Origin of the sequence: Curtobacterium sp. WHRI 8282 (genome assembly GCF_040223925.2) — a bacterium.
Taxonomy (GTDB): domain Bacteria; phylum Actinomycetota; class Actinomycetes; order Actinomycetales; family Microbacteriaceae; genus Curtobacterium; species Curtobacterium flaccumfaciens.
The window spans coordinates 12,444-33,557 of record NZ_JBEHCD020000005.1; the positions used below are offsets into that span (position 1 = coordinate 12,444).

20 protein-coding genes are annotated in these 21,114 nt (G+C 70.8%); 7 read left to right on the forward strand and 13 right to left on the reverse strand.

Annotated elements, in window-relative coordinates:
- Positions 1–56 precede the first annotated feature (56 nt).
- The 5 genes from ABRP24_RS15935 (at position 57) to ABRP24_RS15955 (ending at position 6,508) form a co-directional block, all read left to right on the forward strand.
- Entirely contained in the window at positions 57–947 is an 891-nt protein-coding gene (locus ABRP24_RS15935) for a hypothetical protein (RefSeq protein ID WP_349849954.1), read from the forward strand.
- A 203-nt stretch (positions 948–1,150) separates the two neighbouring features.
- Positions 1,151–2,818 carry an ABC transporter substrate-binding protein gene (locus ABRP24_RS15940; protein WP_349849952.1) on the forward strand — a complete coding sequence of 556 codons (1,668 nt, stop codon included), beginning with the start codon at positions 1,151–1,153 and terminating at the stop codon, positions 2,816–2,818.
- Positions 2,815–4,575, forward strand: a complete 1,761-nt coding sequence (locus tag ABRP24_RS15945; RefSeq protein WP_349849950.1) for an ABC transporter ATP-binding protein — start codon at positions 2,815–2,817, stop codon at positions 4,573–4,575. The genes ABRP24_RS15940 and ABRP24_RS15945 overlap by 4 nt, the downstream gene beginning before the upstream one ends.
- On the forward strand, positions 4,572–5,507 hold the full coding sequence (locus tag ABRP24_RS15950; RefSeq protein ID WP_301600935.1) for an ABC transporter permease: 936 nt from the start codon (positions 4,572–4,574) through the stop codon (positions 5,505–5,507). The genes ABRP24_RS15945 and ABRP24_RS15950 overlap by 4 nt, the downstream gene beginning before the upstream one ends.
- Positions 5,504–6,508, forward strand: coding sequence for an ABC transporter permease (locus tag ABRP24_RS15955; RefSeq protein ID WP_027466175.1), 1,005 nt, complete (start codon positions 5,504–5,506; stop codon positions 6,506–6,508). Before ABRP24_RS15950 ends, ABRP24_RS15955 begins: the two co-directional genes overlap by 4 nt.
- 152 nt (positions 6,509–6,660) lie before the next feature.
- On the opposite strand, the gene ABRP24_RS15960 is transcribed toward ABRP24_RS15955, so the two are convergent.
- The 7 genes from ABRP24_RS15960 to ABRP24_RS15990 all read right to left on the reverse strand — a co-directional run bounded on the left by ABRP24_RS15960 (position 6,661) and on the right by ABRP24_RS15990 (position 11,864).
- Positions 6,661–7,128, reverse strand: coding sequence for a DUF2087 domain-containing protein (locus ABRP24_RS15960; protein ID WP_349849947.1), 468 nt, complete (start codon positions 7,126–7,128; stop codon positions 6,661–6,663).
- Entirely contained in the window at positions 7,128–8,447 is a 1,320-nt protein-coding gene (locus ABRP24_RS15965) for a GNAT family N-acetyltransferase (RefSeq protein ID WP_349849945.1), read from the reverse strand. Before ABRP24_RS15965 ends, ABRP24_RS15960 begins: the two co-directional genes overlap by 1 nt.
- A 136-nt stretch (positions 8,448–8,583) precedes the next feature.
- Positions 8,584–9,015 (reverse strand): hypothetical protein, encoded by a 432-nt coding sequence (locus ABRP24_RS15970; protein WP_349849943.1) that lies wholly within the window; start codon positions 9,013–9,015, stop codon positions 8,584–8,586.
- The gene (locus ABRP24_RS15975; protein WP_349849941.1) at positions 8,981–9,796 is read right to left on the reverse strand and encodes a signal peptidase I; all 816 of its coding nucleotides are present in this window, start codon (positions 9,794–9,796) and stop codon (positions 8,981–8,983) included. Before ABRP24_RS15975 ends, ABRP24_RS15970 begins: the two co-directional genes overlap by 35 nt.
- Positions 9,793–10,689: a hypothetical protein gene (locus ABRP24_RS15980; protein WP_301565738.1), complete on the reverse strand. Its 897-nt coding sequence runs from the start codon at positions 10,687–10,689 to the stop codon at positions 9,793–9,795. Before ABRP24_RS15980 ends, ABRP24_RS15975 begins: the two co-directional genes overlap by 4 nt.
- Positions 10,686–11,264, reverse strand: coding sequence for a TasA family protein (locus tag ABRP24_RS15985; RefSeq protein ID WP_071247820.1), 579 nt, complete (start codon positions 11,262–11,264; stop codon positions 10,686–10,688). The genes ABRP24_RS15980 and ABRP24_RS15985 overlap by 4 nt, the downstream gene beginning before the upstream one ends.
- A gap of 45 nt (positions 11,265–11,309) precedes the next feature.
- The gene (locus ABRP24_RS15990; protein WP_071404262.1) at positions 11,310–11,864 is read right to left on the reverse strand and encodes an alternate-type signal peptide domain-containing protein; all 555 of its coding nucleotides are present in this window, start codon (positions 11,862–11,864) and stop codon (positions 11,310–11,312) included.
- A gap of 393 nt (positions 11,865–12,257) precedes the next feature.
- Here ABRP24_RS15990 and pnuC point away from each other — a divergent pair, with 393 nt between their 5' ends.
- Together pnuC and ABRP24_RS16000 are read left to right on the forward strand one after the other, a co-directional pair.
- On the forward strand, positions 12,258–12,923 hold the full coding sequence (gene pnuC, locus ABRP24_RS15995) for a nicotinamide riboside transporter PnuC (protein WP_111022074.1): 666 nt from the start codon (positions 12,258–12,260) through the stop codon (positions 12,921–12,923).
- 90 nt (positions 12,924–13,013) lie between these two features.
- Entirely contained in the window at positions 13,014–13,646 is a 633-nt protein-coding gene (locus tag ABRP24_RS16000) for a TetR family transcriptional regulator C-terminal domain-containing protein (RefSeq protein WP_349849937.1), read from the forward strand.
- Positions 13,647–13,671: 25 nt separating this feature from the next.
- On the opposite strand, the gene ABRP24_RS16005 is transcribed toward ABRP24_RS16000, so the two are convergent.
- The 6 genes from ABRP24_RS16005 to ABRP24_RS16030 all read right to left on the reverse strand — a co-directional run bounded on the left by ABRP24_RS16005 (position 13,672) and on the right by ABRP24_RS16030 (position 20,991).
- A complete protein-coding gene (locus ABRP24_RS16005) occupies positions 13,672–14,892 on the reverse strand; it encodes an ABC transporter permease (protein WP_111029939.1) in 1,221 nt (406 codons plus the stop codon).
- Complete coding sequence (locus tag ABRP24_RS16010) at positions 14,889–15,824, reverse strand: ATP-binding cassette domain-containing protein (RefSeq protein ID WP_349849935.1); 936 nt, start codon at positions 15,822–15,824, stop codon at positions 14,889–14,891. The genes ABRP24_RS16005 and ABRP24_RS16010 overlap by 4 nt, the downstream gene beginning before the upstream one ends.
- Before the next feature lie 234 nt (positions 15,825–16,058).
- A complete protein-coding gene (locus ABRP24_RS16015; RefSeq protein WP_349849933.1) occupies positions 16,059–17,717 on the reverse strand; it encodes a glycoside hydrolase family 13 protein in 1,659 nt (552 codons plus the stop codon).
- A gap of 92 nt (positions 17,718–17,809) precedes the next feature.
- Positions 17,810–18,724 carry a carbohydrate ABC transporter permease gene (locus ABRP24_RS16020; RefSeq protein WP_027466185.1) on the reverse strand — a complete coding sequence of 305 codons (915 nt, stop codon included), beginning with the start codon at positions 18,722–18,724 and terminating at the stop codon, positions 17,810–17,812.
- Entirely contained in the window at positions 18,724–19,680 is a 957-nt protein-coding gene (locus ABRP24_RS16025) for a carbohydrate ABC transporter permease (RefSeq protein WP_111057796.1), read from the reverse strand. The genes ABRP24_RS16020 and ABRP24_RS16025 overlap by 1 nt, the downstream gene beginning before the upstream one ends.
- Positions 19,681–19,692: 12 nt before the next feature.
- Positions 19,693–20,991 (reverse strand): extracellular solute-binding protein, encoded by a 1,299-nt coding sequence (locus tag ABRP24_RS16030; RefSeq protein WP_301625871.1) that lies wholly within the window; start codon positions 20,989–20,991, stop codon positions 19,693–19,695.
- Between the last annotated feature and the right edge of the window lie 123 nt (positions 20,992–21,114).

Genomic DNA, 21,114 nt, shown 5'->3' on the forward strand with positions numbered 1-21,114 from the left:
GGTGTCGCACCGGAGCAGCGCCGGGCCTTCACATGTGAGGACGCAAAGGTCGGGGCATGGCGAACCTCAACCGCATCCTCGGCATGGCCTCCAAGGCCATCGACAAGCAGCTCCAGAAGCGTGGGCAGGGGGGAACCGCGCCCGGCGCCGGATCGCAGCAGGGCGGGACCGACTGGCGCGGCATCGTGCGCAGCGCCGCGGACAAGCTGACCGGCGACGACCGGAACCAGCAGCAGCCGCCGCAGTACGGCCAGCAGCCGGCGCAGTACGGCCAGCCGCAGCAGCACGCCGGCACGCCGCAGCACGGGGCCGACGCCGACAAGGTCGCCCTGGCGAAGTACGACTACCTGCTCCGCACCTCGTCGCCGGAGCAGCTCGAACAGGTCCACCACGACGCCTTCGCGCGGCTCACCCCCGCGCAGCGCCAGCAGGTCCGCGACCGCCTGAACTCCGAGCTCCCGCCCCACGAACACCTGCGCGACGACTCGGCGGGCGGCATGGCCCGTGCGATGACCCGCGGTGAGATGTCGCGTCCGGGTCTGGTCCGACGAGTCCTCGGTGGTTCCGGCCGTAACGGCAACGGCAACGGCAACGGCCGTGGCCGCGCCGGGGCCTTCGCCGGCGGTGCAGCGGTCGGCGCCGGCGCGATGGCGTTCGGTGGCCTCGCCGCGGCGGTGGCCGGGGGAGCCGTGCTGAGTGCCGCCGCAGGGCCGGTCCTGGCAGGGGCCGCCGACCTCGGCGTGGACTTCGAGGGCATCGCCTCGGGCATGGGCGACCTCGGGCTCGGTGACCTCGGCGGTGGCGTCGAGGGGCTCTTCGGTCAGGGCGAGCAGCTCCTCGGCGGGTTCGGCGAGCAGGCCGCGGGCCTCGGGGAGCAGGCATCGGGCCTCGGCGAGCAGGCGTCCAACCTCGGCAACGACTTCCTCGGTGGGCTCTTCGACCGCTGACGCACCGCTGTGCGAACGCATCGGGAATAGCGGGACGGCGTCCGGCGCTTGCAATGTTTCGTCGTGCGTCGTCCGACGCACGCGAGATTCGGACGGGCCACCGTCGCGGTGTCAGGATGGACGCCGCCCGGCGGGTGAACCGTTCCGCCGCGCAGCGACCGCCACCGCGATCGCGACCCCCTTCCCCGAGGAGCAGCACCGTCATGAGACGCCCCAACCGCCTGACGATCACCGCGGCCGTCGCCGCAGCAGCAGCCCTGGTCCTGACCGGCTGCTCGGGTGGGGGTTCGTCCGACGACGGCGCCGAGGGCACGGCGAAGGGCGGCACGCTCAACATCCTGACGCCGCAGACCTCGTTCCACCTCGACCCCGCGACCAGCCAGAGCCTCGGCATCACGTCGATGGGGCTCGTCGCCCGACGGCTCACCACGTGGGACGTCGAGCCGGGCAAGACGGCGAAGGTCGTCCCCGACCTGGCGACCAACACCGGGGTCTCGAGCGACGACGGCAAGACCTGGACCTACACGCTGAAGGACGGCGTCGAGTTCCAGGACGGCACGCCGATCACCACGAAGGACATCAAGTGGGGCATCGAGCGCTCGTTCGCGCCGACCCTGAGCGGTGGCCTGAGCTACCACAAGTCGCTCCTGGTCGGTGGTGACTCCTACAAGGGCCCGTTCGACGGCAAGTCGCTCGACAGCATCGAGACCCCGAACGACAAGACCATCGTCTTCAAGCTGAACGACGCGTACGGCGACTGGCCGTGGCTCGCGTCGATGCCCGCGTTCACCCCGGTGCCCGAGGGCGACGGCAAGGACACCGGCGCCTACGACCTGAAGCCGGTCGCGTCCGGTCCGTACCAGGTGCAGTCGAACACGCAGGGCTCGCAGGTCACGCTCGTCCGCAACAAGAACTGGAGCGCGAAGACCGACGAGGTCCGCACCGCCGGCCCGTCGAAGATCGTCTTCAAGGAGAGCCAGGACCAGTCCACGGTGACGCAGACGCTCATCGCGGACAACGGGGACGCCAAGAACTCGTTCGGCGCCATCTACCTGGGTGCCGCCGAGCTCAACCAGGTTCGTAGCAACCCGGCCGCCCAGGACCGCCTCGCCACCTCGAAGGCCGGCCCGATCAGCTACATGGCGATCAACACGCAGCGCGGCGAGCTCAAGGACCTCAAGGTCCGCCAGGCGCTGCAGTACGCGGTCGACCGCAAGTCCTTCCGGATCGCCGCCGGCGGCGCGATCGCCGGCTCGTACGCCTCGACGCTCATCACCCCGGGCATCGCCGGGCGCCAGGACTACGACCTGTACAAGACGAAGGCCACCGGCGACGTCGACAAGGCGAAGGAGCTGCTCAAGGAGGCCGGCGTCAGCAACCTGAAGCTGACCCTGGTCACCCAGAACGACCCCACCTACCTCGCCCAGGCGCAGGCGCTGCAGTCCGGCCTGAAGCGTGCCGGCATCGCCGTGACGCTCAAGCCGCTCGACTACGACTCCTTCACCCAGGCGACCACCAACGGCACCGACTTCGACCTGTCGCTGTCGAGCTGGCAGCCGGACTTCCCGAGCGCGAACGCCAACCTGCAGCCCCTCTACGACTCGTCGCAGATCGGTGGCGGTGGTTACAACGTCTCGAAGTACAGCAACCCCGAGGTGGACGCCCTCATCGCGAAGGCGAGCTCCACGGTCGACCAGGACGACGCGCAGAACCTCTGGGCCCAGGCGGACAAGAAGATCATGGCTGACGCTCCGGTCGTGCCGCTGATCTACGCGAAGCAGTCCTTCCTCGCCGGTTCGAACGTGCAGAACTTCCAGATCGCGGACTTCCCCGCGTACCCGAACTACCTCAAGGTCTCGCTCAAGCAGTGACCGAACCGATCCTGCAGGTCGAGGGGCTCCGCGTCGCGTTCGGCGACGCGGAGCCCGTCGTCCGTGACGTCTCCTTCGACCTGACGCCCGGCCGGGTCCTCGCCCTGGTGGGGGAGTCCGGCTCGGGCAAGTCCGTCAGCGCCATGAGCGTGCTCGGGCTCCTGCCGCCGCAGGCCTCGGTGTCGGGCAGCGCCCGGTTCCGTGGCGAGGAACTCATCGGTGCCCCCGTCGAGACGGTCCGCGCCGTCCGGGGGGCTGGCATCGGCGTGGTGTTCCAGGAGCCGATGAACTCGTTCACGCCGGTCCTCTCGATCGGCACGCAGATCGCCGAGGCCGTCCGGGCCCACCCGACCGGGCTCGACCGAGCCGAGGTCCGGGCACGCGTCGACGAGCTGCTCCGTGACGCCGGGCTCACCGACCCGGAGCGCATCCGGAAGGCCTACCCGCACGAACTGTCCGGCGGCCAGCTCCAGCGCGCGATGATCGCGATGGCGCTGGCCGGCGACCCGGTCGCACTCTTCGCCGACGAGCCCACGACGGCGCTCGACGTCACCGTGCAGGCCGGCATCCTCGACCTGCTGCGGCGGCTCGGCCGCGAGCGTTCCCTCGCCGTGCTGCTCATCACCCACGACATGGGCGTGGTCGCGGACGTCGCGGACGACCTGCTGGTGTTGCGCCGCGGCGACCCGGTCGAGCACGGCACCGTCGCCGAGGTCTTCGCCCACCCGACCGCCGACTACACGCGCGAGCTCCTCGCGGCCGTCCCCAGCTTGGAGGCCCGTGGCGGCTCCGCAACGCCGGCTGCGGACCCGGACGCCCAGGTCGGCGAGCCCGGCTCACGCGCCCAGCGAGAGCTCACGGCTCCGGGCGCGCGTGAGGTGTCGCCCAGCGCGAAGACCGCTGCGGTGAGCGACGAGGCGGACGCGAGTCGCGCCTCCCGGCCGCCCGTGGCGCGCCTGCGCGACGTGGCCGTGCGGTACTCGCGCCGAGGCGGACCGACCGTGTCCGGCATCGACCTCGACCTGCACGCCGGCGAGACCGTCGGCCTGGTGGGCGAATCCGGTTCCGGCAAGTCCACGATCGGGCGCGCGCTCGCGGGCCTGGTGCCCGTCGTCGCCGGCTCGGTCGAGGTGGACGGCAGCGACCTGCGCACCGCTCGCGGACGACGACTGCGCGAGCTGCGCAGCCGGGTCGGCATCGTGTTCCAGGACCCGGCGTCGTCGCTCAACCCGCGACAGACCATCGGCTGGAGCATCGCGGAACCGCTGCTCGTGCACGGCACCGACTCCGCCGCCGAGCGAGCCGAACGGGTCCGTGAACTCCTGACCGCCGTGCAGCTCGACCCGACGTGGGCCGAGCGGTTCCCGCATCAGCTGTCGGGCGGCCAGCGGCAGCGCGTCGCCGTCGCGCGTGCGCTCGCACTGCGGCCGGCACTCGTCATCGCCGACGAACCGACCTCGGCACTCGACGTGACGGTGCAGGCCGCCGTGCTCGACCTGCTCGCCGGGCTGCAGCGGGAGTTCGGCTTCGGCATGTTGCTCATCAGCCACGACCTCGCCGTCGTCCGCCAGCTCGCCGACCAGGTGATCGTGCTGCGCGACGGCCGGGTCGTAGAGCGGGGGAGCACCGACGCCGTGCTCGACGACCCGCACCAGGACTACACGCGCATGCTCCTCGCCGCAGCGCCCGTCGCCGATCCCGTGCGACAAGCCGCTCGCCGCGAGGCGTGGCGTGCGTGGGAAGGAGTGGCCTCGTGACGGCCAACGTCGTCGACCGACCGGTCGCACCGTCCGGCCGCACGACCGGCTTCCGGGCCGTGGTGCGACGTGTCCGGCAGGACCGTTGGGCGGTGGCCTCGGCCGTCGTCATCGCGGTGTTCCTGGTGGTCGCCGTGGCGGCCCCGCTCATCGCGAAGCTGTCCGGGCAGGACCCGTACTCGTACGACATCGACGCCCTCAACTCGTTCGGTGCGCCCCGGGGTGCCGGCGGCGGCATCAGCGGCGACCACTGGTTCGGTGTCGAGCCCCTGACCGGGCGTGACCTGTTCTCGATCGTCACGTACGGTGCGCGGACCTCGCTCGGCATCGGACTCGCCGCGACCCTGGTGTCGATCGTCATCGGCGTACTCGTCGGCGTCACCACCGGGTTCTTCGGCGGCTGGTACGACCGGGTGCTCTCGCGGGTCGTCGACGTGATCTTCGGGTTCCCGTCGCTCGTGTTCATGATCGCCCTCACCGCGATCGTGCCGTCGACGTTCCCGAAGCCCGTGCTCGTCGTGCTCGTCATCGGGTTCTTCGGCTGGCCGGCCGTGGCCCGTGTCGTGCGGGGGCAGACGCTGTCGCTCGTCAGCCGCAACTACGTCGTCGCCTCCACGGCGATGGGCGCCGGGCGCTGGCACGTCATCCGCGCGCAGCTGCTGCCGAACCTCGCCGCGACGATCACCGTCTACGCCACCATCTCGATCCCGTCGATGATCGGTGCCGAGGCCGCGCTCTCGTTCCTGGCCGTCGGCGTCAACCCGCCGACGCCGTCGTGGGGTCGCAGCATCGGCGACGCCATCGGCTGGGTGCAGACCGATCCCATGTACCTCGTGTTCCCCGGAGCCGCACTGTTCCTCATCACCCTCGCCTTCAACGTGCTCGGTGACGCCCTGCGCGACGCCCTCGACCCGCGAGGGGGCACCGCGTGAACGCCGCCACCCTGCGGTTCCTCGCGATCCGCGTACTCGGGGCCGCCGTCGTGCTGCTCGTCGTCGCGGCCATCACGTACGCGCTCTTCATGCTCCTGCCGACCAACCCGGCCCGGGCGATCTGCGACAAGCCCTGCACGCCCGACCGGCTGCGAGAGGTCCAGGCGTTCCTCGGTACCGACAAGCCCTGGCTCGCACAGTTCGGGGCCTACCTGGCCGGCATCTTCACCGGCCGGACCTTCGGCAGCGGCAACAGCGTCATCGAGTGCGCGGCGCCGTGCTTCGGGTACTCGTTCCAGCTGCACGAGAGCGTCACCGAGCTGATCCTGGCGCGCCTGCCCGTCACGGCCTCGATCGCCGTGGGCGCCGCCGTGCTGTGGCTCGTCGCCGGGGTGTTCGGCGGCACCGTCTCGGCCCTGCGCCGCGGCACCTTCGTCGACCGGGCCGTGATGACGGTCGCGGTCGCGGGCGTCTCGTCCCCGGCGTACCTGGTCGGGCTGCTCGGCATCCTGCTGTTCGGGTTCGTGCTCGGGATCCTGCCGACGAGCGGGTACGTGGCCTTCGGTGACGACCCGGTCGGCTGGTTCACCCACCTGATCCTGCCGTGGTGCGTGCTGGCCTTCATCAGCGCTGCGATCTACGCCCGGTTGACCCGTGGTGAGATGCTCGAGTCGATGTCGCAGGACTTCGTGCGGACCGCTCGGGCCAAGGGGCTGCGGGAGCGCCAGGTCGTGGTGCGGCACGGGCTCCGGACGGCGATCCTGCCCGTGGTGACGCTGTTCGGGCTCGACCTCGGGTCGCTGCTCGGTGGCGCGGTCATCACCGAGAAGGTGTTCTCGATGCAGGGCCTCGGTGCGCTGCTCATCGACGCGGTGCACACGCTCGACCTGCAGGTGGTCGTCGGCTTCACGCTGTTCTCGGCGCTGCTGATCGTCACCGCGAACGTGATCGTCGACGTGGTCTACGCGTTCGTTGACCCGCGGGTGCGGCGCCGGGCGTAGGGGCGCGGCCCCGCCGCTGTTGTGGTGCGAGGTTCCGTACTCCGTGCGAGCGCGTCCGCCTGCCACGGAATCGGGAACCTCGCACCAGAGCGCTCGCCCCTCGCACCGTGCGAGGTTGTTCACCTCGCACGAGGCGGAACGGGCCAGCAGCTTCAGGCCGGGCGGTCGACCCTCAACCGGTAGACCGAACCGTCGTCGGTGCGCGTCAGGACGCCGAGGTCCACGGCATCCCGGCGCACGACGGAGACATCGGTCGCGAACATGCCGACGGCCGCGTTCAGGACGGCCTCCGGCACGGCTCGGTCCGGTCCGAGTCGCTCGAACACGAGCTCGACGATCCGGACGGACAGCGCATGTCGATCGACGTCCTTCACCGGCATCCGCTCGATCCGGTCGAACTCGAGCACCGCGGCCGGCGACTGCAGTCGCTGGAGTTCGCGTGACGTCCGGCCGAGCACCGACGCGTCGGGACCCTCGTCGGTGAGCCAGTCGAACGAGTCGATCGCAGCCTGGGTGCGGTCATCGACGGGACTCCCACCGAGCGCGGCCGCACGCAGGGCAGGTGACGCCAGGACGGAGACGACCTGACGCGCGCGCCCCACCACGCGGCCGACGTCCATCAGAAGTACGTGATGCCGTGCGGCGTCCGCGGCGGCAGCAGCATCGCGCGGAGCAGCTCCACCGACGCCGGGTCCGCGGCGCGGACGAGCCCCGCGGCGGCCAACGTGACGGGGGAGACCGAGCCGATCAGCAGCGCACCGAGCTCCGCGACGTCGAGCTGGACGTCAGACCCGGCCACGTCGACGTCGTCGGCGATGCGCGTGACGGTGCCACGGGCCTCCTGGACGTCGAGGCGGTACGTGCCGGTGGTGAAGCCGAGCGCGTCGGTGACCCCGAGTGTCAGCGACCCGTCGACGGCGAACGGCCGCGAGGCCAGCACCGCGGGCACGTCGAGCACGCGCAGCCAGACGTGGTCCTCTTCGTGGTCGACGTCGTACGCACGGTTGTCGCCGAGCGCCGCGACGATGGGGTCGTCGAGGCGGGAACGGTTGTACTTCACGACGTCGTTGAGGTCGACCGAGAGCAGGAACTCCCACAGGGCGGTGTAGGCCTGGTCGTCCGCGTACACCAGGTCGACGATCTCGAGTGCGGTGTCGGAACCGCGGTCCTCCTTGACGCGCCAGGTGACGTAGCCGTCGATCTCGTCGGAGCCCTCGGGACGGTGCACCGCCGCACGGACGTCCTTCGCCTTCTGCCCGTCGTGGCCGAGCAGGCCGAACACGATCGGCCAGGTGCCGGTGTTGCGGACCATCGAGCCGGGGGTGCGCACGTGGAACCGGTCGAAGACCGCCTTGCCCGGGCCGTCGGCGAGCCACTGCGGCGTCACGACCGACACCGTGCCGGAGGTCGGGGCGAGCAGGGGGAGCGCGCGCTCGCGGCGGACGTGCACGGCACGCTCGCGGATGGCGCAGCCGAAGCCGAAGCGGCGGTAGATGGTGCCCTCGGACGCGGTCAGCGACGCGACGGCGTAGCCCTCGGCGACCCCGCGCTCGAGCGCGTGCGTCATCATCCGGCGCAGGATGCCGCGGCGACGCTCGGTCGGGCGGACGGTGACCGCGGAGATCGCCTGGGTGTCGACGGAGGAGCCGTCGCCCCAGCTCAGCGCCTTGCGGAACCACGTGAAGGTGCCGGCCGGCCACGTCTCGTCGACGGACCCCGGGAACGGCTCGCGCACGTAGACCCCGAGGAACGTCTCTTCGTCGGCGATGAAGTGCGACGCCATGCGGGCTGCGCCCTCGGCGTCGGGGTCGGCTTCGTGGAAGCCCATCCCGACGGCCTGCATCCACGCTGCCGTCTCGGCGTTCGGTGCCCCCTTGTCGTCCGTCCCGGGCGCGAACTCGCGCAGCTCGTAGCGGTCGTCGAATGCCTCGTTGCTCACGTTCCGACACTATCGGGACCGGGTGACGTCGCGACAGGCGCGTGGTCGGTCCGGTCAGCCTGGAGGCCCGGATCGCGTCCGGCGGACGGGCTGCGGTGTGGGGTCGGCCGGTTCAGGGCCCGTGCCCGGTGCCGCGTCAGTCGGTCGCGCCCCGCGGGGGATCGACGAGCAGCCCGACGCGGTCGTCCAGGTAGTCGGCGAGGGGGACTGCGGTGCCGGCGGTCGGGGACCACCGGACCGACGGCACGTCGTCGATGACGACGAGCACGCCCTCGGCGCCGACCAGGGAGTCGTCGACGGGGATCGGGACGGCGCCGTGGTTCACCGTGTCACCGGCGCCGAAGTGCCCCTTCGCGGCGGCGGCTCGGTAGGCGCGACGGACCTCGGCGGAGACCGACTGGTACTGCGACCGACCGGGTTCGGTGACGCGGGTGATCGACCCGGTCGCCCAGACACGGCCTGCGGTCTCGGGGGACGACCCGATCAGGAGCGCTCCGACCCGCCACACCCGGCCGAGGGGCCGCATCGTCGGGTCACGACGGATCCCGAGGACGGCCTTCGGCTGCACGTACTCGCCGAGTGCTTCGTCCGGGACGCCCGCGGCGCGGAGCCGTCGGGCCGCCGCGTCGAGGAGCTCCCGCGCCCGCTGCACTCCGTCCGTCACGTCCACCGAGCCTAGACCGGGTGGTGGTCGTCGTCTCGGCCCTGTTCTCGGTGGTGGTCCGCTCGACGTGGTGCGCCGCGCTGCGTCGTCCGTGGCTGGTGCCGAGGCGGCTGGTGCGGGCGCGGCTGGTGCCGGCTCGGCGGCGACGTGCGGCGCTCACGAAGCCCGCGGTCATCATGACCGCACCGTACGTCAGGAGCACGCCGGCGACCGTGGGGATGAGCCAGCTCCGCGACCCGTTGACGACCTGGTTGACGTTGCCGATCTCCGGCACGGAGTACCAGACGACGCCGCGGATCTGCACGGCGGTGACCGGTGCCGGGTCGGCCTCGGCGTTGTTGTCGCCCTTGAGCACGAAGGTCCGCTCGCCGTTCGACGACGACGACACCGAGACCACGCGGTGGCTGACGACCGCGGGCTGGCCGGAGACGATCTGGTAGGTGACGACGTCGCCGACCCGGATGTCGTCGATCGGGGTCGGACGGACCACGAGCAGCGTCCCCGGCGGCAGGGTCGGCTCCATCGACTGCGTCAGGACGGTGAGCGGCATCGAGCCAGTGGCCTTCGGCACGACGATCAGCACGACCGCCAGGGCGGCGACGAGCAGCAGGAGCCCGGTGCTGAGACCGAGCACGACGGCGTGGACGACGGCGCGCCAGCCGGTGCGCGGGGTGGGGGTGCTCATGCGCCGCATCGGATCGCCGCCCCGTTGTCCTGCGTGAAGAGCGTGACCTTGCCGGTACCCGCGACGGTCGACGTGGGGTTGCCGGCGCTGTCGAGCACCTTGACGGTGACGGTCAGCGTGCCCGCGGTGCCGGCGCTCGCGGGGACGTCCGGCGGCGCGATCGTGATGAACGCGGAGTAGTCCTGCGCCTTCTGCCCGACCGGGGTCGAGCCGACGAAGGCCCCGTACCAGGTGTCCACCGGGCGGTTCGCGGCGTCCCACCGGATCTCGACGTACCAACCGCCGTGGTCGGTGCAGACCAGCGAGGGGGTGGTGTCGACGACCGCAGCCGGGGTGGTCAGGGTGAAGCCGCCCGCCACGACGCCCGAGGTCCAGGTGCCGCTCGTGACGGTGAGGTTGACGTTCACCTTGGCGGTCGAGCCGGCCGGGGCCGACGACTGCAGGGTGCTGCGGGTGCACCAGACGGCTGAGGCGCCGGCAGCGAGCTTCGCGCTCATGCTCGGCAGCGAGGCCCAGGTGCCGGTGACGGACCCGGTGCCCACGGCCGTGCTCGTGGTGCAGCCCGCGGTCGAGGCGACCGGCCAGGCGATGACGGTGACGGCCTTGGCGAGCGCGGTCGAGCTGCCGGACACGACGGAGACCGTGGTGGTGGCGGTACCGGCGAGGGTGCCCGAGTCGGTCAGGGTGATCGGCTTCGTCGTCGAGGTGACGCTCGACGAGAACGCCGTGGTGAGGGCGCTCGTGCCGCTGATCGACGCCGCGACCGTGCCGACCGTGGTGCTCGCCGCGGTGGTGCCCGACGCGCTCCACAGTGCCCACGCGGCGCTCGAGGTACCGCCGACGAACACGGCGGTGAGGAGCACGGCGACGAGGAGCCGGAGGCGGCGGTTCATGCGGAGACCTGCGTTCCGGTGACGGTGAGGGTGAAGTCGGTGGTGGCGCCGGCGACGGTCTGCGGGGCGTCGGCGTCGAGGGCCATCTCGAGGCACGCGGTGCCGCTGACCCCGGCCGGCAGGGTGAAGGACCCGGTACCGGTGTCGAAGGTGGCGAGCCGCCCGCTCGTGCCAGTGAGCCCGGGCACGCACTTCGCGGTCGAGGACACCATCACGAGGTGGAGCGTCAGCTCACCGGTCGCCGCCGCGACGGACGACTTCGAAGCCGTCGTCGTGACGCGCATCGACAGCGGGACCGACCCGGTGTTCCGCACCGTGAAGGTGCCGGTGGTGCTCGTGCCCGGCCCGAGGACCGCGGTGTTCATCGCCGTGGTGCTGCTGACGCTGACGGTCGCCGTGGCGGAGCGCACCGTGGTGGCCGCCGTGCTGGCGGTCCCGTTCCAGAGCGCGTACGTGCCGCCGGTGCCGAGGAGTGCTGTTCCGACCGCGACGACCAGGGCGAGCGCGACCGGCCACACCCAGCGGTGCCGTCGGGCCGCGCGGTGGCGTCCCGTCGTCCGCGGTGTGGCGGTCATGTGCCTGCTCCTGGTCGTCGTGGTCGGTGGGGTGCGATCGGTGGATCAGGAACCGATCGCGGTCTGGGTGAGCGTGAAGGCCAGCGCGCTGAGGTTGATCGAGCCGCCCTGACCGGTGGTCGCCGACGCGGGGAGCGTCACCGTGAAGACGACCTTGACGGTCGACGTGGACGAGGACGGCGAGACGACGAAGGTGTTCGTGTTCGACGAGGACTGCACCACCGAGGCGCTCGTCGAGGTGACGGCCAGCGTCTTCGTCGTGGCGGCGAGCAGCGCGGCGTCACCGGTGATGCTCTGGTTGGCGTAGGTCAGGTTCGCCTTGAGGTCCTGGCCGGTCGCGCCGATGTTCAGCGTCTGGGTGAACTGGAACGTGTTGCCCGGGACCATCAGGGCCTTCGTCGGGTCGATCGCGGTGGAACGACCGTTCGTGATGTCGGTCCAGGCGCCGTCGTTGTTGGCGCTCAGCGTCAGGGTGCCGGCGCTCACGGCGGACGCGGCGCTCGAGGCGCTGGCGTTCCAGAGCGCGAACGTGCCCGCGCCGCCGAGGAGGAGTGCGACGCCTGCTGCGCCGGCGATGGCACCGGTGACGATCTTGTGCATGGGGTGGGTCCGTTCCTGCGTGCTCTGGGCACGCTGAAGCCCACCGGGGACATTCGGGCGTCGTGTCCGGTGGGGAGGTTGTCATCGACCCAGTGGTTGGAGGGGGTCGCGGCTGACCGGTGCCGAGAGCGGTCGCCGGGCCTCGGAGCGCAGGTACTGCTGCTCGGGCGGGCTGGACTCGCTCTGGTGTCGACGTTAGCTGTCCCCCAAAGTGCGGACAAGCGAGAACGCTCGTTCACCCGGACCCCAGAACGGGGGTCATTTTTGTCCCCGCTAGGGAGGACATGATTTGTACCCCGATTTCTGGGTGTGCGCTTCGCGTCGGCAGAGCGATCACAGAAGGAATGCCGGTAGGCAGGGCGTCGTTGCACCGTCCGGAAACGAGGAGGGCCCATGGACATCGTGCGCTGGTTGTTCGACGCGCAGATCGTCATCGGTGACCAGGCAGTGCTCTGGCGCGAGGTGATCGGCAACGTCTTCGGGCTGCTCAGCGCCCTCGGGGGCATGCGCCGGAAGGTCTGGGCCTGGCCGGTCGGACTGGTCGGCAACGCCCTGCTCTTCACCGTCTTCATGGGGGCGCTCTTCGACACCCCGAACCCTGTCAACCTGCTCGGGCAGGCCGGCCGTCAGGTCATGTTCATCATCGTGAGCATCTACGGCTGGTACCGGTGGACGCACCGCCCCGAGGACGCGACGACCGTGATCGACCCCCGCTGGGCCTCCTGGCGGACCCGTCTGCTGCTCGTCGTCGGCATGGTCGGCGGCACCGCCTTGCTGACCCCCGTCTTCCGCGCGCTCGGGTCCTACGAGCCGGTGTGGAGCGACGCGTGGATCTTCGTCGGATCGCTGCTCGCCACCTACGGCATGGCGAAGGGGTGGGTCGAGTTCTGGCTCATCTGGGTGGCGGTCGACCTGGTCGGCGTGCCGCTGCTGTTCTCCGCCGGGTACTACGCCTCCGGGTTGATGTACGTCTTCTACGGCGTCTTCACCCTGACCGGGTTCTTCGTGTGGATGCGCCAGCGGGTGCGGCCTCCGGCGGCACCCGTCACCGTCGGCTGACCGCCGTGGTCGCGGCGCGCTGACGCCGCCGGGAGCACGGCCCCCGCTCTGGGACGAGACAAACGGCCCGGAATGCGCTGCAATGGTCGGATGGAACCCCTGCACGGCGAACGCGTCGAGGACGACGAGTCCCTCGCAGAGCGCACGGTGCGCGCGGCCATCCGCGCCTACCGGCTGCACCCGTTCGACGCGGTCGACGCGGTCGTCGTCGCCGAGGTGGCCGGCATCCCGCTCGAGACCGTCGAGCGGCTGTTCCCGACCTGGCACGCCCTGCTCCTGGTCACCTACGACCGGTGGGCGCAGCTGCGGGGGACCCGCCGGAAGAACCCGCCCACGTGCACGATCGAGCACGTCCGTCTGACCCTGGCCGAGGACGTCGCCGACCCCGGACTCGTCCGGGTGCTCGCGGGGCTGATCACCGTGGCCAGCTCGGAGTCGGGGTTCGCCGAACTGTTCCGCAAGCGGTTCGAGGAGTACGCCGAGCAGCTGACCGTCGGGCTGCAGCGCGACTTCGACAAGGGCTCGGAAGAGGCCGGCATCCCCGCGTACCAGGCTGCGACCCAGCTGCTCGCCGTCTACGAGGGGCTGCAGATCCAGATGCTGGTCCGCCCGCACATCGACGTCCTGGTGGAGTTCGACCGCGCGGTGAACACCCTGCGCCAGGGGTGGAAGCGGCACGCCGTCCCGTCGTGGGACCTCGACGAGGCACCTGTCCGCGTCTGACGTTGTGCGGCGCCGACCGGCGAGGTCAGCCCCGCCGGCCCCGCCGCCACGACAGCATCTGCCGCACCGTCACCTTCGACCCGTACTGCGCGACCGAGTGCCGGAACAGGTACTCCGCGAACCACAGCAGCAGCCCGGCGACGACGAACACCTCGACGATGCAGACCACCGACTCCGTCACGGTCAGGGCCCCGACGGCGTTCCGCACCATCGCGGTGATCGGCGTGAAGGTCGGGAAGTACGTGAAGAACTGCGCAACGGGCGACGTCGGCGTCGTCATCACGAAGAACGCCGCGTACAGGGGGATGATCAGCGCGAAGATCGCTGCCGACTGCAGGGCCGAGGCGTCCTTGATCGACGGCACGGCAGCCCCGACGGCGACGAACAGCCCGGACGCCAGCAGCACCCCGCCGACGAGCAGAAGCGCCCCGGTCACCATCCGCCACGGGTCGACCGTCAGCCCGCCGAGCTGCGAGGACACCAACGGCAGGGCGACGAGCAGCCCGACCAGGCCGGGCACGACGAACACGCTGACCTGCACGAAGCCGACGAGCAGCATCGCGATGACCTTGCCGCGGATCAGGTCGCCCGCGGTCACCGTGGTCAGGATCATCTCGGAGATCCGGTTCTCCTTCTCCTCGACCACGACGGTGACCATCCGGGCGGCGAGCAGGATGACGAGTCCGAAGAACGCGGCGACGAACAGGAACGGCGGCACGACGGACAACCAGCCCGGCGCGACCCGGCCGTCGGCGTAGGTGGTGACGTCGGTGGCGGGTGGACTGCGGAGCAGCTGCACGGTCTCGGGGTCGTCGACTGACGCGGCGACGCTCTGCTCGAGCACCCGCTCGGCCAGCGACGAGTACACGCCGTTGGCGAAGAGCCCCCGGTCGGCGGCGTCGACCCGGATGGCCGTCGTGGACGGCGACGACGGGAACGCGATGAAGGCGTCGAGGTCACCGGACCGGACGGCGGCACGGTCGGCGGCGGCATCGGTGGACGGCGTCCCACCCCACTTCGCCGCCACGGACTCCGACACCAGGCCGGACTCGTCGACGTAGTGGAACGGGGTCTTCGTGGCGGACGACCCGGACACCACGGAGTTCGTGCCGGCGGCCTGCCCGATGCCGACGAGCAGTGACACCACCACGATGACGACCGGCAGCGCGAGGGTGCCGATCCAGAACGCGGGCTTCTTGACCGCGCGGACGAACTCGAACCGGACGACCGTGCCGAGGTTGCTCATGCCGCCGCTCCGTCCGACGACGCAGCGGCGAGGGCGTCGTGCCCGTAGACCTGCACGAAGATCTCGTCGAGCGGGATCCGGCGCATCTCGAACGCGGTGACGTGCACCCCGGCCGCGACCAGTTCCGCCAGGACGTCCGCACCGTCCGGAGCGGCGGCCTGGGTCGGGACCAGGTAGGCGACGTGCCCCTCGTGGCGGGCGAGCCGGTACAGCGACGACTTCGGTACGGGGCCGTCGAGCCCCACGCGGGCGACAGCGCCACCGAAGGCGTCCTGCACGTCGGGCACGGATCCGTACGCGGCGGCCCTCCCGTCCTTGAGGAGCAGGATGCGGTCGCAGAGCCGCTCGACCTCGTCCATGTGGTGCGTCACGAGGACCACGGTCGCGCCGTCGGCCTTCCGTTCGTCGACCAGGTCGAGCAGGAGCCGCCGGTTCACCGGGTCGAGCCCCTTGGTCGGCTCGTCGAGGATGAGCAGCCGCGGCCGGTCCATGATCGTGATGCCGAGCTGCACCTTCTGCTGCTGCCCGCCGGACAGCTTGTCGACGCGCAGCTTCGCGCGGTCGGCGAGCCCCACCCGGGCCAGGTAGTCCATGCTCCACGCGGTCGCCTCGGCTCCGCGGAGCCCGCGCAGGCGCCCGAAGTAGGTCATCACGTCGATGACGGACTCCTTGCGGTACAGCCCGCGCTCCTCGGGCAGGTAGCCGATGCCGCCGGTGGCCGGCCGGTAGGGGTGGCCGTCGATCATCAGCGTGCCCGCCGTCGCGGTGGTGATGCCGAGCAGGGCCCGGATCGTCGTGGTCTTGCCGGAGCCGTTGCTGCCGAGCAGCCCGAACGTCTCACCGGGGGCGACGTCGAACGACAGTCCGTCGACCACGTTGCGGTCGCCGAACCGCGTCACGAAGTCCTGCACGCTGATGCTCGCCCCGCTCATGCGGTGACCCTACCGGGACTTCCTTCCCAGAACGGCCGCGATGGTATGCGAGAACGGGCGTACCCGGTCGGAACTTTCGACCCGGTACGCCCGTTTCCGGCAGGTACGCCGGTTTCCGTCGGGTAGCGCGGGTTCCGCGGGTAGACGCGGGCGACGACGGACGGGAGGCGCGCTGCCAGCTGGCACCGCGCCTCCCGTCCGTCATCCGGTCGCGCCCAGGGCGCGAGCGTCGCGTCAGGAACGCAACCAGGCCGTCCCCACGCCCGACAGGGCACCGTCGATGACGGGGGCCGAGGCGAGCAGCAGCTCGCCGGCCGGCAGCGCGAAGGGCTCGTCGCCGAAGACCGTCACGCTGGTCCAGCCGTTCGGCCGACGGAACGCGAGCACGTCGTCGCGGCCGGTCTCGATCCACTCGAGCTGTTCCTCGGACTGCAGCTGGCCACGCAGGCCGAGCGCCTTCCGGTACAGGTTGAGGGTGGAGTCGGGGCCGGCGTCCTCGGCCTCGACGCTGGAGTCCGCGAACCACGCCGGCTGCGGCAGGTGCGAACCGTCCGGACCGAAGCCGAACGACGAGCCGGTGCGCGTCCACGGGATCGGCACGCGGCAGCCGTCACGACCGACGTCGACGCCCGGGTTGCGGAAGAACGCCGGGTCCTGGCGGTCGGCGTCCGGGATGTCGCCGACCTCGTGCAGGCCGAGCTCCTCGCCCTGGTACAGGTAGGCCGAGCCGGGCAGGGCGAGCTCGAGCAGCGTGGCGGCCTGTGCGCGGCGCAGGCCGAGCGACCGGTCGAGCGCGTCCTGCGAGCCGCCGGCGAGCAGCCACGCGCTGCCCTGCTTGTCGGTGCCACCGGCGCGGGGCGGCAGGGCGTAGCGGGTGGCGTGCCGGACGACGTCGTGGTTCGAGAACACCCACGTGGTCGACGAGCCGGACTGCTCGGCGAGGCCGAGGTTGAACTCGATGATGGTGCGGAACTGGCCGGCGTCGAAGTCGGCCTCGAGCAGGTCGAAGTTGAACGCCTGACCGAGTCCCTCGGCGCTGGCGTAGCGGGCACGGCGGTGGGCGGGGACCCAGGCCTCGGCGACCGCGGTGCGGGCCGGCGTGTACTCGTTGAAGACCGTCCGCCACTCGGCGTAGATCTCGTGCACGTCGTCGCGGTCCCAGAGCGGGTGCGTGCCGTCCTTCGGCATCTCGGCGAGCTCGGCCCAGGTGGGGAGGGTCTCGCCCAGGTCCTTCGCCAGGCCGTGGGCCACGTCGATGCGGAACCCGTCGACGCCGCGGTCGGACCAGAAGCGCAGGGTGTGCAGGAAGTCGTCGCGGACCTCGCGGTTCGCCCAGTTCAGGTCGGGCTGCTCCTTCGCGAAGCTGTGCAGGTACCACTGGCCGTCGCCGACGGCGGTCCAGGCCGGGCCGCCGAAGATCGAGATCCAGTCGGCGGGGGCGTCCTCGCCGGACGGTCCGCTGCCGTCGCGGAACACGTAGCGGTCGCGGGCGGGGGAGCCCTTGGGTGCTGCGAGGGCCTCGCGGAACCACTCGTGCCGGTCGCTCGTGTGGTTCGGGACGACGTCGACGATCACCCGGATGCCGGCGGCGTGCAGCGCGTCGACCATCCGGTCGAAGTCGTCGAGGGTACCGAGGCGCGGGTCGACGTCGCGGTAGTCGTCGACGTCGTAGCCGCCGTCGGCCAGGGCGGACGGGTAGAAGGGGCTGAGCCAGACGGCCTCGATGCCGAGCGAGGCCAGGTACGGCACCCGCTCGGTGATGCCGGGCAGGTCGCCGATGCCGTCGCCGTTCGCGTCGGCGAACGAGCGGGGGTAGATCTGGTAGACGCTGGCCTGGCGCCACCAGGTCTCGTCGTGCGAGGTGGTGGCGGGCTGGGCGAGGGTGTCGGTCACGTCGGGCCTTTCGTGGGTCGAGGGGGTCGAGGGGTGTGTGTCGGTCGGGTCCGCACCGTCGATCGCGGTCAGGCCCGCACCGGCGGTGTCGGTCACTTGATGGCGCCCTGGGTCACGCCGGCCATCACCCACCGCTGGGTGACGAGGTAGACGATGATCGCGGGGGCCATCGCCATCAGGTACGAGGCGAAGGACACGTTGTAGTTGTTGCTGAACTGCGTCTGGAACATCTGCTGCAGCACCGGCAGGGTCTGCAGCGCCGGGTCGGAGGTGATCAGCGACGGCATCACGAAGTCGTTCCAGGACGCGAGGAACGCGAAGATGCCGACGGTGGCGCTCATCGGTGCCAGCAGCGGGAACACGAGTCGCCAGAACACCTGCCCCGTGCTCGCACCGTCGATGCGAGCACTCTCCTCCAGCTCCGCCGGGATCGACCGCAGGAAGGCCGTGAAGAGCAGCACGCTGAAGGAGAGCTGGAACATGACGTGCAGGATCGCGACGCCGAGCGGGTTGTCCAGGTGCGCGAGCCCGGTGAGCTTCACCTGCGACAGTGCGAGCACGGGGAACGGCAGGAACATCGCCGCGAGCAGGTAGAAGAACGACCAGCGGAACAGTCGTCGGTCCCAGTTCCGGGCGATCGCGTAGGCCGTGAACGATGCGAGCAGGATCGTGCCGACGACGGTGATCGCGGCGACGAACACCGAGACCGCGAAGGCCCGCGGGAAGTCGGTCAGCTGCCACGCCTGCACGAAGCCGTCGACACTGAACGGTGCCGGCAGCGAGAACGCGTTGCCGTCGACGGCCTGGCCGGTGGTCTTGAACGCCATCGTCAGCGTGACGTACAGCGGCACGAGCACCGACAGCGCGCAGAGCACGAGGACGACGGTGACGGGCCAGTTCGAACGACCGCGGCCGGCCTTGCCCGAGCCGGAGGACCGGTCGGCGTCGACGGAACGGATGCTGCCGGTCGCGGTGGTCCCCGGTCGCAGGGGTGCTTGCAGGGACATCAGAGCGCTGCCTTCCCGCGGGTCGCCCGCAGCTGGATCACGGCGATGACGACCGCGATGACGAAGAAGATCGTGGCGTTCGCCATCTGGTAGGCGTAGTCGCCGCCGTTGAAGCCCTTGAAGATCGACATCGCGACACTGGTGGTCGAGGTGCCGGGGCCGCCGTCGGTCAGGCCGACGATGATGTCGTACGAGTTCAGGAAGTTCTTGAACCCGATGACCAGGTTGATCAGGATGTAGCCCGCGGTCAGCGGTGCGGTGATCGAGACGAGCTGCCGCCAGGCGCTGGCACCGTCGAGGGCGGCTGCCTCGTACACCTCGCCGGGGATCGAGAGGACGCCGGCGATGTAGATGAGGAGCGTCGACGGGATCGCCTGCCAGGCGGTGACGACCACGATCGCCAGCCAGGCCAGGTCGGGGTTCGCCAGGATGCTCTGCTCGAGCGGCCCGAAGCCGATCGCGGTGGCGAAGGCCGGCAGGCTGTTCGCGAACAGGAACGAGAACACGTAGGCGATGACGATCCCCGAGATCACCATCGGCAGCACGAACACCGCACGCAGCGCGATCTTGCCGCGGATCTTCGACGTCAGCGCGATGGCCAGCAGGAACGCGATCGCGTTCACGACGATCACGGTGACGAGCGAGAACCCGAGCGTGAACAGGTACGCCTGCAGGATCGCGGGGTCGGAGAACACCGCGATGTAGTTGGTGAGCCCGGTGAAGCGGAACTCGCCGAAGCCGACGGAGTTCGTGAAGCTCAGCACGATGCCCATCACCGCCGGCAGCGTGATGGCGAGCGTGAAGAGCACCAGGGTGGGCAGCAGGAACGCCAGGAAGAGCGGGTCGACGCGGGGCTTGCGTCGTCCGTCCCGTCGTCCGGCCTGGAGGCCCGTGGCGGCTCCGCCACGGCGGCGGCGGTCCGCCGTCGTGATGGATTCGGTGGTCGTGGTTGCCATTCGGACGTCTCCTTACGCGGCCGTGCGGAGCGCGAGACGCGCCCAGTCGGCGTCGAGGGTGCGGAGCTGGCGCTGCGGGTCGCCGCCGAAGGCGATCGACTGCGCGTAGTTCGCGACCGGGATCTCGGCGGGGATGAGCTGCGAGGCGCCGAGGTAGAAGGCTGCGTCGTCGTAGTACGACTGCATGCCGCGGAGGGCGGGGTTCGACGCCGGGGGAGCGTCCTTGCGCACCCCGAAGCCGTTGTTGTCCGCGTTGTACTCGTCGTTGACCCGCTTGGACATCAGGAACGACAGGAACTCGCGGGCGGCCTCCTGCTTGCGGGACGCCTCCGGGATCCAGAGCGCCAGGTCGACGTTCACGCGGACCTTGCGGTCGGCCGGGTCGTCGGTGACGGGCAGCGGGAACGTGCCGAGGTCCATGTCCTTCGTGGTCTTGGCGATCTCGCCGAGGGCCCACGGTCCCTGCAGGTACATGCCCGCCTTGCCCTGGGCGAAGGCGAGGTTGCCGTCGCCGTACCCGCGGCTCGCGGCGCCGTCCTGGTGCCAGGAGCGGAGCTGCACCATGCGCTCCATCGGCTTCCGCAGGTCGCGCTCGAACGAGACGGCGGATCCCTTGCCGACGTTCGTGCCCTCGCGGCGGAGTGCCTCGAAGGTCGCCGGGGTGTCGATCATGCCGCCGATCGAGTAGTCGAACATGCCCTGGGCGATCGTCCAGTTGTCCTTGAACGTGCCGTAGATCGGCGCGATGCCGGCCTTGGTCAGGCGTTCGCACACGTCGGCGAACTCGCTCCACGTCGTCGGGACGTCGAGCCCCTGCTGCGCGAAGAGGGCCTTGTTGTAGATCACCGACGCCGCCGTCACCGAGTACGGCAGGGCGCTCTTCCGGCCGGGGTAGTCGGCGGTCTGCTCCATGAGCGGCCACAGGTCGGGGTTGATGGTGTCGGCCTGCGGCAGGTCGGACAGGTCGGTCAGCGCGCCGTGCTCGACGAACGGGACGACCGAGAAGTTGTAGTTCCAGCAGCCGAGGTCCGGCGGCCGGTTCCGCACGAAGTTCGCGGACATGCTCGAGGTCGAGTCGCGCACGACCCGGACCTTCGACTGGCTCTGGTGGAACTGCGCGATGACGTCGTCGAAGTAGCCGATGACCTCGGGCTTCGACACGTAGAACGTGATGGTCTCCGGCTTGGCGCTCGAGGACCCGATCGGGGCGCATCCGGCGAGCGCGAGGCCCGCTCCGATGCCGCCCGCTCCCAGCAGGAACCCGCGTCGGCTGACCGATGCTGCGCTCCTGGCGGTGGCGTGTGCTTGCACGTCGTCTCCGTCCGTCCGGACCCGGCGTCCCTGCCGTTCCGTCCCGCGAGCGGCTCCGATGCTGCCCGCGGAACTAAATGTAGCGAGAAAATCTAATTCCGCAAGGAACTCGTCGCGCGATAG